Raw genomic sequence first — 15,283 nt, forward strand, 5'->3', positions numbered from 1 at the left:
GCTCCATCTCTTTGTTTGCGCATCGGATTATCCGAAAACGCCGCGCATCTTTCACTCCGATGCGCTAGATATCCAGCGCTTCGGCCTGCGCGAACTCGGCGCGTTCCTGGATGAAGCGGAAGCGAGCTTCCGGCTTCGTTCCCATCAGCGCCTCGACCGAGGACTTTGTGATCTCCGTGTCGTCCAGGACCTCAACGCGCAGCAACGTACGCTTCTTCGGGTCCATGGTCGTTTCCTTGAGCTGCGCGGCCATCATCTCGCCAAGGCCCTTGAAGCGCCCGATCTCGACCTTGCCGCGGCCGGTAAACTCTTTTCTCAGCAGTTCGTCCTTGTGCGCGTCGTCGCGCGCGTAGAGAACCTTCCCGCCCTGGCTGATGCGGTAGAGTGGCGGCACGGCCAGATAGAGATGTCCTCCTTTGATCAGCTCGGGCATCTCCTGGAAAAAGAAGGTGATGAGCAGCGACGCTATGTGCGCCCCGTCGACGTCGGCATCGGTCATGATGATGACGCGGTCGTAGCGGAGGTCGTCCTCGCGATATTTCGAGCGCGTGCCGCAGCCGAGCGCCTGGACCAGATCACCGATCAGCTGGTTGCCGCTGAGCTTCTCGTGACCGGCACTGGCGACGTTCAGAATTTTGCCGCGCAGCGGCAGAACGGCCTGCATGGCGCGGTCGCGCGCCTGCTTGGCGGAGCCGCCGGCCGAGTCTCCCTCGACGATGAAGATTTCCGCTCCCGCCGCCGCATTCTGCGTGCAGTCGGCCAGCTTGCCTGGGAGGCGCAGCTTGCGCACCGCGCTCTTGCGCGCGACTTCCTTCTCCTGCCGCCGCCGCACCCGCTCGTCGGCGCGCGCGATCACCCAGTCCAGCAGCTTGGAGGCCTCTTGCGGGTTGTCGGCCAGCCAGTGATCGAAGGGATCACGGATCGCGGTCTCGACGATGCGCTGTGCCTCGACAGTGGCAAGCCGGTCCTTGGTCTGGCCGACGAATTCCGGCTCGCGGATGAAGACGGAGAGCATGCCGGCCGCGGAGATCATCACGTCCTCGGAGGTGACGATGGCCGCGCGCTTGTTGCCGGTGAGTTCGGCATAGGCCTTCAACCCTCGCATCAGCGCATTTCGGAAGCCGGTTTCGTGCGTACCGCCGTCGCCGGTGGGGATCGTGTTGCAATAGGAATTGATGAAGCCATCGCCGCCGTACCAGGTCACCGCCCATTCGAGGGAACCGTGGCCGCCCTGCTTCTCGCTCTTTCCCGCGAAGATTTCACGGGTGACCTGGAACTCGTCGCCGAGCGTGGCAGCAAGGTAATCCTTGAGCCCGCCGGGGAAGTGGAATTCTGCCTTTGTCGGTGTCTTATCGTTCGCCTTGATGAGCGAGGGATCGCACGACCAGCGGATCTCGACGCCGCCGAACAGATAGGCTTTCGAGCGCGTCATCCGGTAGAGGCGCGCCGGGTCGAACGTCGCCCCTTTGCCGAAAATCTGTTCGTCGGGGCGGAACCGGGTTCTGGTGCCCCGTCGGTTGTGCACCTCGCCAAGGTGTTCCAGCTTCCCTAGTGGAATCCCGCGCGAGAAACGCTGGCGATAGAGCTGCCGGCCCCGCGCGACCTCGACTTCCAGGTGATCCGACAGTGCATTGACGACCGAGACGCCAACGCCGTGCAGGCCCCCGGAAGTCTCGTAGACCTTGGAGTCGAACTTGCCGCCCGAATGAAGCGTCGTCATGATCACTTCGAGCGCGGACTTGTTCTTGAACTTCGGATGCGGTTCCACGGGAATGCCGCGGCCGTTGTCCGTGACGGTTAAGAATCCGTCGGCCGAAAGCTCGACGTCGATGAAGGTCGCATGCCCGGCGACCGCCTCGTCCATGGAATTGTCGATCACCTCGGCGAAAAGATGGTGCAGCGCCTTGTCATCGGTGCCGCCGATGTACATGCCCGGCCGGCGCCGCACCGGCTCCAATCCTTCGAGCACTTCGATGTCGGAGGCGGTGTAACTTTCGCTGCCGTCCTTAACCGTGGCGGCACGGCGTGCCGACTGAACGATCGGGTCGGCCGGTCGCGATGGGCCGCGCGCCGGCGTCGTCTTTTCCAGTTTCGAAAAGAGGTCGTTGCTGTCGTCCATTGATACCTATCGAAGCCTACTGCGAATCACGGCGGATACTGCCACGCTTTGCCCCCCTTCGCACAGAGGTTCTCGATCCGTTCATGTAGGACGGCATCGTCGTTCGTATCCGCCTGATAATTAACCGGAGGTTACCGGCATTTTGTGAATTGTCCGGACCGTGCACCCGGATTTTTCAGGATTCATAGATAGTTTCTCAGTCTGGCAAAAAGAAGAAGAGCCGGCAGGGGCATCGGGGCGTGAGAAACAGGGCAATCACGATGATCGGCATCGCCGCGGTGTTCGGCGCCGTGTCGATCTTTGCCGCCGATTTCTGGCTGAAAAGTGAAGCGAGCGTCCAAACGCGGACGATCGAAGTCACTGCACCCGCCGGCCCGAAGGTCGAATTCAAGAAGATCGTGGTTGCCTCTCAGCCGCTCCGTTATGGCATGCAACTCGACCGCGCGAAACTCGTCGAAATTCCATGGCCTGAGGATGCATTGCCGCAGGGCGCATTGCCGACAATCGATGCACTGATGGCCGAAGGCAGCCGAGTCGTGCTCTCGCCGATCGAGGCGAACGAGCCGGTGCTTCTCGCCAAACTCTCCGGACCGAACGGCCGCGCCTCGCTGTCCAACCTGCTCACGCCCGGCATGCGGGCGGTTGCCATCAAGACCGACGAGATCGCAGGCGTCGGCGGGTTCATCACGCCTGGCGACCGGGTCGACGTCGTGCTGACGCGCGATGCGGGCGAGATCGACGAAGTAAAAAAGAACGCTCAGGGCGCTGCGGGCTCGACGATCGCCACCGAGATCGTTGTCGAGAACGCCAAGGTGCTTTCCGTGGGGCAGGGTGCCGACGAGCGGCACATCGAGCCGCAGGTCGCAAGCTCGGTGACCATCGAGGTCACGGTCGAGGGGGCAGGCAAGATCGCGCTTGCCCGCAATATCGGCACGCTGTCGCTGCAGCTCAGGGCGGCCGGCGAAGGCATGGCAGCGGAAAAGGGACTGACGACGATCTCCGCTTTCGGCGGTTCGGTTACAGAGGCTGCCGCCAATGCCGCCGTGACCGTGACCGACTCCATCATCAAGGAACCCGAGGGACCGAAGTTCAAGACCGTGATCGTCACGCGCGGGCTCAAGGCTGAATCCTATCAGGTGGTGGCGCCGAACGAATGAATATGCCGGGTGGGTGGATCGGCGAGGGGACAATGATGTGCGGGCGTGAGAGGAAGTTGAGACTTTGCGGACGAGCGATGCTCGCCATCGTCGCGACAACGCTGCTTGCGTTGCCGCCGGTCTCGGCCAGCGCTGATGGCAATATCATTCAGATATCGTCGAACAGGACGAGCTCGCTCAAGATCGCCAAGGGCAAGCCCAAGACGATCAAGACCAGCGTCCCGTTCTACCAGATCGTGATCGGCGATCCGGAGATCGCCAATGTCAATCCGCTCACCGACCGTTCCTTCTATGTGCTGGGCAACAATCTCGGCACCACGGGCATTGCGCTGTTCGACGAGAATAAGCAGCTGGTCGGCAGCGTCGACATCGAGGTGACCCTCGACACCGATCGCCTGGCAAGCACGATCCGCGACACGGTTCCGGGGGCAGATATCGAGGTGAAGTCGGCAAACGGCCGGCTGGTATTGTCCGGCTCGGCGAATGATGCGCTCGCCGCCGAAAAGGCGACCAAGATCGCCTCCGAATTCTCCGGCGAGGAAAAGGTCATCAATTCGGTCAAGATCTCTTCCTCGCAGCAGGTCCAGCTCAACGTCCGCTTCGTCGAGATCAACCGCCAGGCCGGCCAGGAGCTCGGCACGAAGATCGCGGCAAGCTACATCACGGGAGGGGGAGGCTTCACGTTCAATTCCAACCCGGCCGCCTCGACATCGCCGCCAGCAGCGACGCTCCTCGGCGGCCTGCTTTCCGGCAACTTTGCCATCGATGTCGCGCTCAAGGCGCTGGAAGATCGAGGCATCGCCCGCAGCCTGGCCGAGCCCAATTTGATTGCGCGATCGGGCGAGACGGCGAGCTTCCTTGCCGGCGGCGAATTCCCGATACCGGTGGCGGAAGAAAACAACCAAATCACAGTGGACTACAAGAAGTATGGCGTCAGCCTCGACTTCACGCCAACTGTGCTGAATGACGGGCTGATCAGCCTCGAAATCCAGCCGGAGGTCTCGTCTGTCGACACCTCCGCCTCCTACAACATCGGCAACATCTCGATCCCCGGATTCATCGTGCGGCGAGCCCACACCTCCGTCGACCTCAAGAGCGGACAGAGTTTCATGATCGCCGGCCTGCTGCAGACCCAGAACAACCTCAATGCGCAGCAGATTCCCGGGCTCGGCAGGATACCCGTGCTCGGCGCGCTATTCAGCTCCAAAGCCTACCAGCGGCGCGAGACCGATCTCGTCATCATCATAACGCCCTATCTCGTGAAACCTATGGACCCGACGAAGAAGCCGCGTACGCCGGCGGACGGAACCTATCCGGCAAGCGCGGCAGACTACTTCCTCGGGGGCGTCGAGGAGACAAGGGCGAGAGGCAGGGGCGCGCTCGCCTACGCCAGCGGCGTAACCACGGGGGGACCCGTTGCGACGTCCGGACACTTCCTCGATCTGCCGAAGGAATAGGACATGCCGAGATTGGGCTTTCCCATAGGTATCGCCGTGCTTGTCGGCGGGCTTGCTGGCTGCAACGAGACCTTCCAGCGTCTGGACGGTCTGACGCCGGGCGCCGGCAATGCGCTCGCCGCAAACACGGCAATACAGATGGTCGATCCGTGGCAGTACGGGGTGCAGAACACTAACCTGGTCGTACCCGCCGACCGCGGAGAAAGGCCGGGCCGGGCCGCGCCCGGTCCCTCTGCGGGCGGCTATAGCGCTGCCTCTGCCGACAGTGGTTCATCGGGCAACTGACGGGATCCGGCCATGGCTGCCAACGGCAACTCCAAAAAGGTGGTGCTTGTATCGACGGACAAGGCGTTCGCACAAGACACGCGGTCCGCCTTCGCCGCCTCGGACGCGATCGAGCTCGTCACGGTCGAGAAGAACGTCGCGGAGCTGCGCGGCGAGATACAGGAAGCCGATTGTGGCGCCGTCATCATCGATATGGACGCCGCTCGCCTCGAGGAGATCGAGGCGCTACAGCGCATCACCCGCCGGCTCGAAGGCAGGGCGCCGATCGTCGTCGTGACCCAGGCATTCAACGCCGCAGCCGTACGCATCCTCGTGCAGCTCAAGGTCGCAGACTTCCTCGTTAAGCCCCTCACCACGGCCGACCTCGTCCGCTCCTGCATTCGCGCCGTCCAAGGACCGGGGCGCGAGGACAATACCGAGTCACAGATCTACACATTCATCCCGGCCGCCGGCGGGGTCGGCACGACAACTCTGACGCTCCAGACGGCATTCGAGCTCCAAAACTCGGTGACGCGGGGCGCCTCGACCTGTGTCGTCGATCTCAATTTCCAGCAAGGCTCCTGCGCCGAATATCTCGACCTCGAGCCGCGCTTCGACATTACCGAGATCGAGAACCAGCCCGAGCGCCTGGACCGGCAGCTGCTGGATGTGATGCTGTCCAAGCATCCCAGCGGGCTCTGCGTGCTCGCGGCTCCCGCCAAACCGTCGGAGATGCGCTCCTTCAACACCGATCTGGTTGTGCGGATGCTCGACCTCGTCTCGGCCTACTTCGACAATGTCGTGATCGATATGCCGCGCACCTGGTTTCCATGGACGGAAACGGTGCTTCTCGGCTCGAACAAGCTCTACATCGTCTCGGAGATGACCGTGCCTTGCCTGCGCCACACACAGCGCCTGGTCCAGGCAATCTATGAGACGGTTGGAAAGGAAGTGAAGCCGAACGTTATCGTCAACCGCTTCGACCAGCGCGCCTTCGAGAACGGCGTGCGCGGCTCCGACCTGACAGAGATCCTTGGCGAAAATTTCGTCGGGGGCGTTTCGAACAACTACAAGCTGGTGCGTCAGGCGGTCGACCGCGGCGTGCCGCTGCACGAGATCGATCCGAACGCCAATGTGGTCAAAGACCTGAAGAAGATCATCCTGCCCGAAGAGACGATAGCCGCAAGCAGGAAGTCGCGCTCGCTCTTCTCGCTGCCCGGCTTCCTGAGGAAAGCGTCGTGACCAGCCGTTTTTCGACGCTCCACAAACGCGTCGACGCTCCGGCCAGGCCCGTCGAGCCGATGCGGCCGGCCGATCACGGCGTCTTCATTCCCACCACACGCAAGCCGGCGCCAGCGCCTCTGCCTGATGTAAACGGGGCGGCAAAGGCCAGCAATCGCGTGCTCGATGCGCGCATCCGCATTCACCGCATGCTGCTGGACGAGATCAACCTCGTTGCGCTGGAGCGGCTGCCGAAGGACGAGATGCGCCGCCAGGTGCATGAGTTCGTGTCCGAAAAGACGCGCGAAGAGCGGATGGCGATCAATGTTGCCGAGCTGGATGCGCTGGTCGACGACATCGTCGATGAGATGGTCGGCCTCGGCCCGCTGGAGCCGCTGCTCAAGGATCCGGAGATCAACGACATCCTGATCAACGGTCACGAGAACTGCTTCGTCGAGCGCAAGGGTAAGCTGCAGAAGGTTCACATTCCGTTCAAGGACGAGGCGCATCTCCTCAGGATCATCAACAAGATCGTCGCCGCGGTCGGCCGCCGGGTCGACGAGTCGCAGCCTATGGTCGACGCACGCATGCTCGATGGCTCGCGCTTCAACGCGGCGATCCGCCCGATCGCCGTGGACGGGCCGTTGGTCTCGATCCGCAAATTCTCCAAGAACAAGCTCGCCCTGCACAGGCTGGTCGAATTCGGCGCGATCACACAGACCATGGCCGAAGTGCTTGCCGCGGCCGTGCATGCCCGCAAGACGACCATCATTTCGGGCGGCACCGGCACCGGCAAGACGACGATGCTGAATGCGCTCTCTGCCTTCATTCCGGAGGACGAGCGCCTGATCACCATCGAGGACGCTGCGGAACTGCAGCTCCAGCAACCGCATGTCGCGCGCATGGAGACACGTCCGGCCAACATTGAAGGCCATGGTGAGTTGAAACAGCGCGACCTGGTCAAGAACGCGCTGCGTATGCGGCCCGACCGCGTCATCCTCGGCGAGTGCCGCGGCGAGGAAGCCTTCGACATGCTGCAGGCGATGAACACAGGCCATGAGGGCTCCATGGCAACGATCCACGCCAACACGCCGCGCGATGCGATCGCTCGCCTGGAGCAGATGCTCGGCATGACCGGAATGCCGATGACTGTGCAGTCGATCAGAAGCCAGATCGCCAGCGCAATCGACATTATTGTGCAGCTCACCCGCCTATCCGATGGCAAGCGCAAGGTGACCAGCGTCGCTGAGGTGACCGGCATGGAAGGCGACGTCATTCAGATGCAGGAGATCTTCCGCTTCGTGCGGACGGGCATGGAGGCCGATGGCTCGATCATCGGCCACTTCGAGGCGACGGGCCTGCGCCCGCGCTTCCTCGAGGACCTGAAGGCGATGGGGATCGAGTTCCCCGGCCGCTATTTCGAGCCGGGGAAGCCTCAGGAGTAGTACCGTGCCTGAAGTTAGCATGCTCTATCTGGTCTATGCGGGCGCTGCGCTGACCGGGATCATGGTCGCAGAGGCGGTCTATCTGCTCTATGCCAGCCGCAGTGACCGCCGAGCGGCGATCAACCGGCGCATGAAACTGCAGGAGCGCAAGATCAGCCAGGAGCAGGTGCTGATACAGCTGCGCAAGGAGCGCGGGCTGGATGGCGGCTCGTCGCTGTTCTCGCTCGAACGCTTCCGCGCGTTGCGTGCCCAGTCCGGCTTGATCATGCCGCTGCCGAGATTCCTGATGACCACCTCCGCCGTCGCGGCGGGTATTGCGATGCTCGCCGTCTGGTACGGGCTGCCGATGCTCCACGCGACGGTGCTGCTGCTGGTGCTCGCCTTCGTGATCCCGCTGATGACGCTGCGGTTTCTGCGCAAACGCCGTCACAAGCTGTTCGGTATCCAGCTCCCGGAGGCGCTGGAGCTGATCACCCGCAGCCTGAAGGCCGGCCATCCGGTGCCGGTTGCGATCACCATGGTGGCTCGCGAGATGCCGGACCCGATCGGCACAGAGTTCGGTGTGGTCGCCGACGAGATCACTTATGGCTCGGATCTCGTTACAGCGCTGCATGCCATGTATTCGCGCGTCGGCCACGACGACCTGCCGCTCTTCGTCACCGCGGTCTCGATCCAGAACACCTCGGGCGGCAACCTGCGCGAGATACTGGACGGCCTGGCAAAGATTATTCGCGAGCGCGGCAAGCTGCGCCGCAAGGTGAAGGCGATTTCGACGGAAGGCCGCATGTCAGCCTATATCCTGACCGCGGTGCCGGCGCTGTTTGCGGTGGCGGTCATGGTGCTGATGCCGCAATTCTACGCGGACGTATGGGACAAATCGATGACCTGGTACCTGATCGGCGGCTCGGTCGCGTGGCTGACGATCGGCAATGTTGTCATGTTCAAGATGTCGAATTTCCGGTTCTAGCTCATGGAATCGTTCGTCGAACTGCTTCTCTCGATACGGCCGGGTTCATTGATGCCGATCGCAGTCCTTATGCTGGTTGCCGGTGCTGCGGCGGTCGGCTGGCCATTGCTGGCGGGCGCCGGCGCGAGGGGCGACGTCAAGCGGCGGCTCAAGGTCGATACCGGCCTGACTGTCGAGAAGACGGAAGCGCAACCGAGGAAGAACACCAACGCCGTACGCGAGAAGGCGGTGCGTACCGCCCAGGAATTCTATGCCAAGAGCGATCCGGAGAATGTTGCGCGGCTACGCATGAAGCTGATCCAGGCGGGCTATTTCGACCCGCGGGCGGTTGGCACCTTTTTCATCATCCGCTTCGGGGCCTTCATCGGCATTGCGGTGATTGCAGTGCTCGCCGAGAAGCTCGCCGGCGGCGAGGCCTCTGCTACCGCGCGCATGACCTTCATCGTAATGGCAGGCGCGCTCGGCTATTTTCTCCCCAACCTGCTGCTGGGCCGAATGGTGCAAGCCAAGATGCGCGAATACCGCAACGGCTTTCCCGACTTCATGGACCTGATGATCGTCTGCTCGGACGCCGGTATGAGCATGGAGGCGGGTATCGAGCGTGTCTCGAAGGAACTGGACAGGACCTATCCGTCGCTTGCCCAGAATCTGCAGCTCGTCTCCCTGGAATTGAGGGCAGGCCGCAGCCTGGACGACGCGCTGAAATCGCTCGCGGACCGGCTGAGCCTCGACGAGGTGCGCTCCTTCGCAACGCTGTTGCAGCAGTCGAAGGAGCTCGGCACCAGCCTCTCCGGGGCGCTGCGCGTCTTCTCCGACGAGATGCGCCACAAGCGCATGTCGCTTGCCGAGGAAAAGGCACATGCGCTGCCGGCCAAGATGTCGGTTCCGGTCACGGTATGCATTCTGCCGGTAGTGCTGATGATTGCGATCATCCCGATCATCGTGAAGATGACATCGCAATAATTGAACGGATTAAACGCCCCGGTAACCGTGCAGGCGCTATGGTGGCTAACCTGCCGATGCGGCAGCGCCGCTCGGAAGGCCCATATGCCGCTTGACTACAACTCGCTGCTTTTGGCGATCGGATTCGCCGGAGCCTGCTTGTCCGTCACCATGTACTGTACCTGGCTTTCGGCACGCAGCGAGAGTTCGCTGCTGACCTGGTCCTGCGGCGCCGCTTTGATCGTTGCAAGCGTCTTCGCCTATAGCGCCTTTGTGCAAACGGTGGCACCGCTTCTCGCCGCTCTCAACTTTGCGCTTATGATGTTCGGCTTTGCCGCGGTTCTTGCCGCCGCGTATCAATTCCGCACGGTGTCCATGCCTGCCGGCCTGGTCTTGGCGCTGACAAGCGCGGTGGTGCTTGGTTTTTCCTTGTTGATGTTCTCCGGCTATGATGGCGCAGGCTTTATCCTCTATAACACAGCAGCCGCAGCCGTCCTGTTCGCTGTTGCCCATCAGTATTGGCTCGCCCGCACTGAGGCGCCGACACCGATCATAGCGCTTTCGACTCTCTATAGTGCGATCGGTATCTCTTTTGCACTTTGCGCAATCGTGCTGATCGTCGACGGCAGTCTGGTGCTCGGTCACCCGCCGGCGGGCTGGGCCGAGAACCTCAATCTCGCCGTTTCGATCGCCGGCATGAGCGGCATCGGGGCATTGTCGCTCTCGCTTAATCAGGCCCGAATGGCTCGCAATCATCGCCGCGAAGCCATGACTGACGCGCTTACCGGGCTGCTCAACCGCCGCGCATTGTTCGATCGCTTCGAGGCGGATCCGCTCGACCGCTTCACGGGTGTGCTTGTATTCGACCTCGACCAGTTCAAAAACATCAATGATCGCCACGGACATGGGGTGGGCGACGAGGTGCTGCGCCGCTTCGCGGCCGTCACGTCAGCCTGCCTGCGCGCGACAGATACGGCCGCACGGCTTGGGGGCGAGGAGTTCGCAGCGGTCCTTCCGCGTTCGACCGAAGATCGCGCAAGGCAGGTGGCGGAGCGCATACGCAAGGAATTGGCCGAGCTCGCCATCGACACTGATCAAGGCGACCTTCATTGCACTGTGAGCGTCGGTATAGCCTTTCCGACCGCGGAAAGATTCACCTTCGAACAGGTGCTGAGCGACGCGGACAAGGCTCTCTATCGGGCAAAGCGCGATGGCCGCAATCGCATCGCAACCGCAGATCTCCGGCTCGCCGGGTGAATCTCGCCACCTGTTAAGAAACATTTGCCTGCACTCAAGCGAATTAGCGGCAAATCGGCACCGAAGCTTAATTGGTTTAGGTTTAGTCTCCGCCGTGAAGACCCGGTAAACGGGCAGGGGCGGGGATAGAATGCTACGGACTACACTGGCATTTGCTGCGTTGGCAGCCGCGGTCGCCTTGGCTGGCTGCACCACGGCACCGGTCGACGGCACTAAGACGACGGCGATCACGCCGCCGTCCACCGACATCAGTGCCGCCGATCTGAACGAGGGCAAGCAGCAGTTCCGCGCCGCCAATTATGGACTTGCCGAGATGCATTTCCGCAAAGCGGTCGAGCTTCGAGCCGATAATGCCGAAGCCTGGATGGGGCTTGCAGCCTCCTATGACCAGCTCGGCCGCTTCGACTTCGCCGACCGTGCCTACGACCAGCTCCTCAAATTGACCGGGCGCGTGCCGCAGGTCGTCAACAACATCGGCTATTCGCAATACCTGCGCGGCAACAGGACGAAGGCCAGGGAGCTGCTGCTCGAAGCCAGGGCAGGCATGGCCGATAAGACTGTGGTCGACGCCAACCTGGCGCTGCTCAGCAAGGGGTAAGCAAAACCGGCTCCGCTTGCCTCGTCACTATGCGGCGGAAACTGGTGTCTCGTCCCGATCAGCCAACAATTTGATCGAGACCGTAAGCCCCAGCGCTCGGACAACCTTCAGAACCGTGGCGAACTCGGGGTTCCCCTCTTTACTCAAAGCACGATAGAGACTTTCCCTAGAGACTCCCGCCTTCTTTGAGATTTCGGTCATGCCACGAGCCTTGGCCACATCGCCGAGCACTGCTGCTATGAGCTTGGGATCGCCGTCTTCGAACGCTGCCTCAAGATAAGCAGCGATCGCTTCATCGCTGTCCAGATGCTCTGAAGGGTCCCAACGTGTCGTCTCGAGAACCATCTCTATTTCCAATCTGCAGCAAGCTTCTTCGCTGAGGCGATGTCGCGATCCTGAGTCCGCTTGTCTCCACCTGCGAGCAGTATGACCACCGAGCTTCCACGCCTCAGAAAATAGACACGATAGCCGGGACCATAGTCGATACGAAGCTCGGCAACACCATCCCCAACTGGTCTGACGTCACCGAAGTTGCCCAATGACAAACGTCTGATGCGGACATCGATTCGCGCCCTTGCGTTCCGGTCCGCCAATTTGGCGAACCAGTTTGCATAGGTCGGAGTTTCCCTGACCTCGATCATAAATGTAGCCTATAAGCGACATTCTTTCAACTCGCTAGCGCTTCGATTGGCGGGCATGAGCAGACGAGGTTGCGGTCGCCGGCGACGTTGTCGACGCGCGAGACCGGCGGCCAGTACTTGGCCTGGCTATCGGTGTCGCCGGCCGGGTAGGCAGCCTCCAGGCGCGAATAGGGATGCTTCCACTCATCCGCGAGCGTCTCCGCGGCCGTGTGAGGCGCGTTGACCAGCGGATTGTCGTCGCGCGGCCATTCGCCCTTTGCGACGCGCTCCGCCTCGTTGGCAATCGAGATCATCGCCTCGCAGAAGCGGTCGAGCTCGCGCTTCGGTTCGGACTCGGTCGGCTCGACCATCAGCGTACCGGCGACCGGCCACGACATGGTCGGCGCGTGGAAGCCGTAATCGATCAACCGCTTGGCGACATCCTCCACGCTGATGCCCGCCGTCTCCTTCAGGAAACGCGTGTCGATGATGCATTCATGCGCCACGCGTCCGTTGCGGCCCTTGTAGAGCACCGGGAAGTGCTTCTCGAGCCGCGCCGCGATGTAGTTGGCGTTGAGGATTGCCGTCTCGGTCGCCTGCTTCAGGCCAGCTGCACCCATCATGCGGATGTACATCCAGGTGATCGGCAGGATCGATGCGCTGCCGAACTGTGCCGCTGCGACGGCATGTCCCGAACCTTCCGCTACATGACCGGGCAGGAACGGCCTGAGGTGCTCCTTCACGCCGATCGGTCCGACGCCGGGGCCGCCGCCGCCATGTGGGATACAGAACGTCTTGTGCAGGTTCATGTGGCAGACATCGGCCCCTATGTCGCCGGGCCGCGCCAGTCCGACCAGCGCGTTGAGGTTGGCGCCGTCGAGATAGACCTGCCCGCCATGCTCATGCACGAGCGAGCAGATCTCGCGTGCGCCCTCTTCGAACACGCCATGCGTCGACGGGTAGGTGATCATCAGCGCGGCAAGATTGGCGGCGTGTTCGGCCGCCTTCGCCTTGAGATCGGCCTCGTCGATGTCGCCCGCTTCCGTGCATGCGACGACGACCACGCGCATGCCCGCCATCGAGGCGCTCGCCGGATTGGTGCCATGCGCGGAAGAGGGGATCAGGCAGACGTTACGATGTGCCTCGCCACGGGCGGCATGGTAGCGCCTGATTGCCAGCAGCCCGGCATATTCGCCCTGGCTGCCGGCATTGGGCTGCAGCGAGACGGCATCGAAACCGGTGATCTCAGCGAGCCAGCGTTCCAATTCGTCGGTCATTGCCTTGTAGCCGGTGGCATGCGCGGCAGGTGCAAGCGGATGCATGTTGGCCACATCAGGCCAGCTCACCGGCATCATCTCGGCCGCGGCGTTGAGCTTCATCGTGCAGGAGCCAAGCGGGATCATGGCGCGATCGAGCGCCAGGTCCTTGTCCGCCAGACGTCGCAGAAAGCGCATCATCTCCGTCTCGGAGCGGTTTTCGTGGAAAACGGGCTGGGTCAGGAAATTCTTGCCGCGCGGCTTGCCGGGCAAGGCGGCCGGCGCTTCTGCCGGAACTGTTGCGCCGAAGAGCCCCGCGATCGCCTGGAGGTCGACCTCGGTCGAAGTCTCGTCGAAATTGATTGCGATGCGATCCGCGTCGATGACGCGAAGCAGACGTCCGACTTTTTCGGCATCTCCGGCAATCGACTTCGCCTGGCCTTTTATTTCGACGGTCACCGCATCGAAAAACTCGGCCCCGGCGACGGTCAGGCCCTTTGACGTCAGCGCAGCGGCAAAACGCGATGCGAAACCATGGACATTTGTGGCAATCGCCTGCAGGCCCTCGGGGCCGTGCCAGATCGCATAGGCTGTCGCCATGTTGGCGAGCAGAGCCTGCGCAGTGCAGATGTTCGAGGTCGCCTTGTCGCGGCGGATATGCTGCTCGCGCGTCTGCAGGGCAAGCCGGTAACCAGGCCGGCCTTTGGCGTCGACCGACTGGCCGACGAGCCGCCCGGGCATCAACCGTGTCAGCCTGTCGGCCACCGCGCAGTAGGCTGCGTGCGGTCCCCCAAAACCCATCGGCACGCCGAAGCGCTGCATCGAGCCGACGGCAATGTCGGCGCCGAGCTTCGCCGGCGGCTCGGTGAGCACAAGCGCCAGCGGGTCGGCGACGAAGATGACCAGCGCGCCCAGCGCTTTGGCCTGTTCGATCGCCGCGTGATGATCGCGATAGACCCCGACTGTATCCGGCCAAGGTACGATCAGCGCCGCCACACTCTCATCGAGCGTGCCCTCGTCGACGACGATGCCGAGCGGTTCGGCACGCGTCTCGACCACGTCGCGGATCTGGTCGTGCAGGGCGCCGGCGAGCACGACGCGGTTGCGCTTCTCGCGATGATGCCTGAAGGCGATTCCAACGGCTTCGGCCACTGCCGTAGCCTCGTCGAGAAGCGAGGCCGAGGCGACGGGCAAGCCAGTCAGCTCTGCGACCAGCGTCTGGAAGTGGAACAGCATTTCCAGCCGCCCCTGGCTTATCTCTGACTGATAGGGCGTGTAGGCCGTATACCAGGCCGGGTTCTCGAAAAGGTTGCGCTGGGTTACGGGCGGTACAATCGTGCCGTGGTAGCCGGCCCCGATGAAGCTTTTCAGCGCCTTGTTCGCCGCCATCTTCGCGGAAAGCTCCTGGAGCGCCTCGGCCTCGCTGGCCGGCGCGGGCAAATCGAGCGGACGATCGAGCCGGATCGACTTCGGTACGGCCTGGGCGATCAGCGTCTCGACTGAAGGAACGCCGAGCGTGGCGAGCATGGCCCGCCTTTCGGCGACATTCGGACCGATATGGCGCTCCGCGAAGGCAGTGATGGGATTGCTCATTTTCGTTCCTCGATCTTCAATCGATCAGCGCGTTGTAACCTGGCTCGTCGAGCAGGTCGGAAAGCTGGGCTTGGTCTGCGAGCCTCATCTTCCAGAGCCAGCCGTCGCCGGTGGGCGCCGAATTGACGAGTGCGGGTTCGGACGAAAGGGCGGAATTCACGTCGGTGATTTCGCCGTCCACGGGTGCATAGACATCGGATGCCGCCTTGACGGATTCAACTACGACGGCCGCATCGCCCTTTTTCAGCACACGTCCGACCTCAGGCAGCTCGACGAAGACGAGGTCGCCCAGCTGTTCCTGCGCGTAGCCGGTGATGCCGACGGTGGCCACGCCGCCCTCGACGCGGATCCATTCGTGGTCTTCGGTAAAATAGGTCGTCGCCATGA

The 15,283-nt window shown here is 62.5% G+C and carries 14 protein-coding genes; 9 read left to right on the forward strand and 5 right to left on the reverse strand.

Going from position 1 to position 15,283, the window contains the following annotated elements; genetic code table 11:
- Positions 1 to 64 precede the first annotated feature (64 nt).
- Entirely contained in the window at positions 65 to 2,119 is a 2,055-nt protein-coding gene (parE, locus tag SAZ10_RS13295; protein ID WP_318609717.1) for a DNA topoisomerase IV subunit B, read from the reverse strand.
- A 239-nt stretch (positions 2,120 to 2,358) separates the two neighbouring features.
- On the opposite strand from parE, the gene cpaB reads away from it, so the two are divergent.
- From cpaB to SAZ10_RS13340, 9 genes are all read left to right on the forward strand, one after another.
- On the forward strand, positions 2,359 to 3,276 hold the full coding sequence (gene cpaB, locus SAZ10_RS13300) for a Flp pilus assembly protein CpaB (protein ID WP_318609718.1): 918 nt from the start codon (positions 2,359 to 2,361) through the stop codon (positions 3,274 to 3,276).
- A gap of 77 nt (positions 3,277 to 3,353) precedes the next feature.
- Entirely contained in the window at positions 3,354 to 4,733 is a 1,380-nt protein-coding gene (locus SAZ10_RS13305) for a type II and III secretion system protein family protein (protein ID WP_318609719.1), read from the forward strand.
- 3 nt (positions 4,734 to 4,736) lie between these two features.
- On the forward strand, positions 4,737 to 5,018 hold the full coding sequence (locus tag SAZ10_RS13310; RefSeq protein WP_318609720.1) for a hypothetical protein: 282 nt from the start codon (positions 4,737 to 4,739) through the stop codon (positions 5,016 to 5,018).
- A 12-nt stretch (positions 5,019 to 5,030) separates the two neighbouring features.
- Complete coding sequence (locus tag SAZ10_RS13315) at positions 5,031 to 6,239, forward strand: AAA family ATPase (RefSeq protein WP_318609721.1); 1,209 nt, start codon at positions 5,031 to 5,033, stop codon at positions 6,237 to 6,239.
- Positions 6,236 to 7,663 (forward strand): CpaF family protein, encoded by a 1,428-nt coding sequence (locus SAZ10_RS13320; RefSeq protein WP_412535212.1) that lies wholly within the window; start codon positions 6,236 to 6,238, stop codon positions 7,661 to 7,663. Before SAZ10_RS13315 ends, SAZ10_RS13320 begins: the two co-directional genes overlap by 4 nt.
- A gap of 19 nt (positions 7,664 to 7,682) precedes the next feature.
- Positions 7,683 to 8,630 carry a type II secretion system F family protein gene (locus SAZ10_RS13325; RefSeq protein WP_318610119.1) on the forward strand — a complete coding sequence of 316 codons (948 nt, stop codon included), beginning with the start codon at positions 7,683 to 7,685 and terminating at the stop codon, positions 8,628 to 8,630.
- 3 nt (positions 8,631 to 8,633) lie between these two features.
- Positions 8,634 to 9,593 (forward strand): type II secretion system F family protein, encoded by a 960-nt coding sequence (locus SAZ10_RS13330; RefSeq protein WP_318609722.1) that lies wholly within the window; start codon positions 8,634 to 8,636, stop codon positions 9,591 to 9,593.
- A gap of 84 nt (positions 9,594 to 9,677) precedes the next feature.
- Positions 9,678 to 10,829 (forward strand): GGDEF domain-containing protein, encoded by a 1,152-nt coding sequence (locus tag SAZ10_RS13335; RefSeq protein ID WP_318609724.1) that lies wholly within the window; start codon positions 9,678 to 9,680, stop codon positions 10,827 to 10,829.
- Positions 10,830 to 10,959: 130 nt separating this feature from the next.
- The gene (locus tag SAZ10_RS13340) at positions 10,960 to 11,427 is read left to right on the forward strand and encodes a hypothetical protein (protein ID WP_318609726.1); all 468 of its coding nucleotides are present in this window, start codon (positions 10,960 to 10,962) and stop codon (positions 11,425 to 11,427) included.
- A 27-nt stretch (positions 11,428 to 11,454) separates the two neighbouring features.
- Here the strand turns inward: SAZ10_RS13340 and SAZ10_RS13345 are convergent, their stop codons facing one another.
- From SAZ10_RS13345 to gcvH, 4 genes are read right to left on the reverse strand one after another with little or no spacing between them, the layout of a single operon-like run.
- Positions 11,455 to 11,772, reverse strand: a complete 318-nt coding sequence (locus SAZ10_RS13345; protein ID WP_318609728.1) for an addiction module antidote protein — start codon at positions 11,770 to 11,772, stop codon at positions 11,455 to 11,457.
- A gap of 2 nt (positions 11,773 to 11,774) precedes the next feature.
- Positions 11,775 to 12,068, reverse strand: a complete 294-nt coding sequence (locus SAZ10_RS13350) for a type II toxin-antitoxin system RelE/ParE family toxin (protein WP_318609730.1) — start codon at positions 12,066 to 12,068, stop codon at positions 11,775 to 11,777.
- Positions 12,069 to 12,094: 26 nt separating this feature from the next.
- Positions 12,095 to 14,896 carry an aminomethyl-transferring glycine dehydrogenase gene (gcvP, locus tag SAZ10_RS13355; RefSeq protein ID WP_318609731.1) on the reverse strand — a complete coding sequence of 934 codons (2,802 nt, stop codon included), beginning with the start codon at positions 14,894 to 14,896 and terminating at the stop codon, positions 12,095 to 12,097.
- A gap of 16 nt (positions 14,897 to 14,912) precedes the next feature.
- Positions 14,913 to 15,281, reverse strand: a complete 369-nt coding sequence (gene gcvH, locus SAZ10_RS13360) for a glycine cleavage system protein GcvH (protein ID WP_318609732.1) — start codon at positions 15,279 to 15,281, stop codon at positions 14,913 to 14,915.
- Positions 15,282 to 15,283 lie beyond the last annotated feature (2 nt).

Origin of the sequence: Mesorhizobium sp. BAC0120, from assembly GCF_033542235.1 — a bacterium.
GTDB lineage: Bacteria > Pseudomonadota > Alphaproteobacteria > Rhizobiales > Rhizobiaceae > JAWRCU01.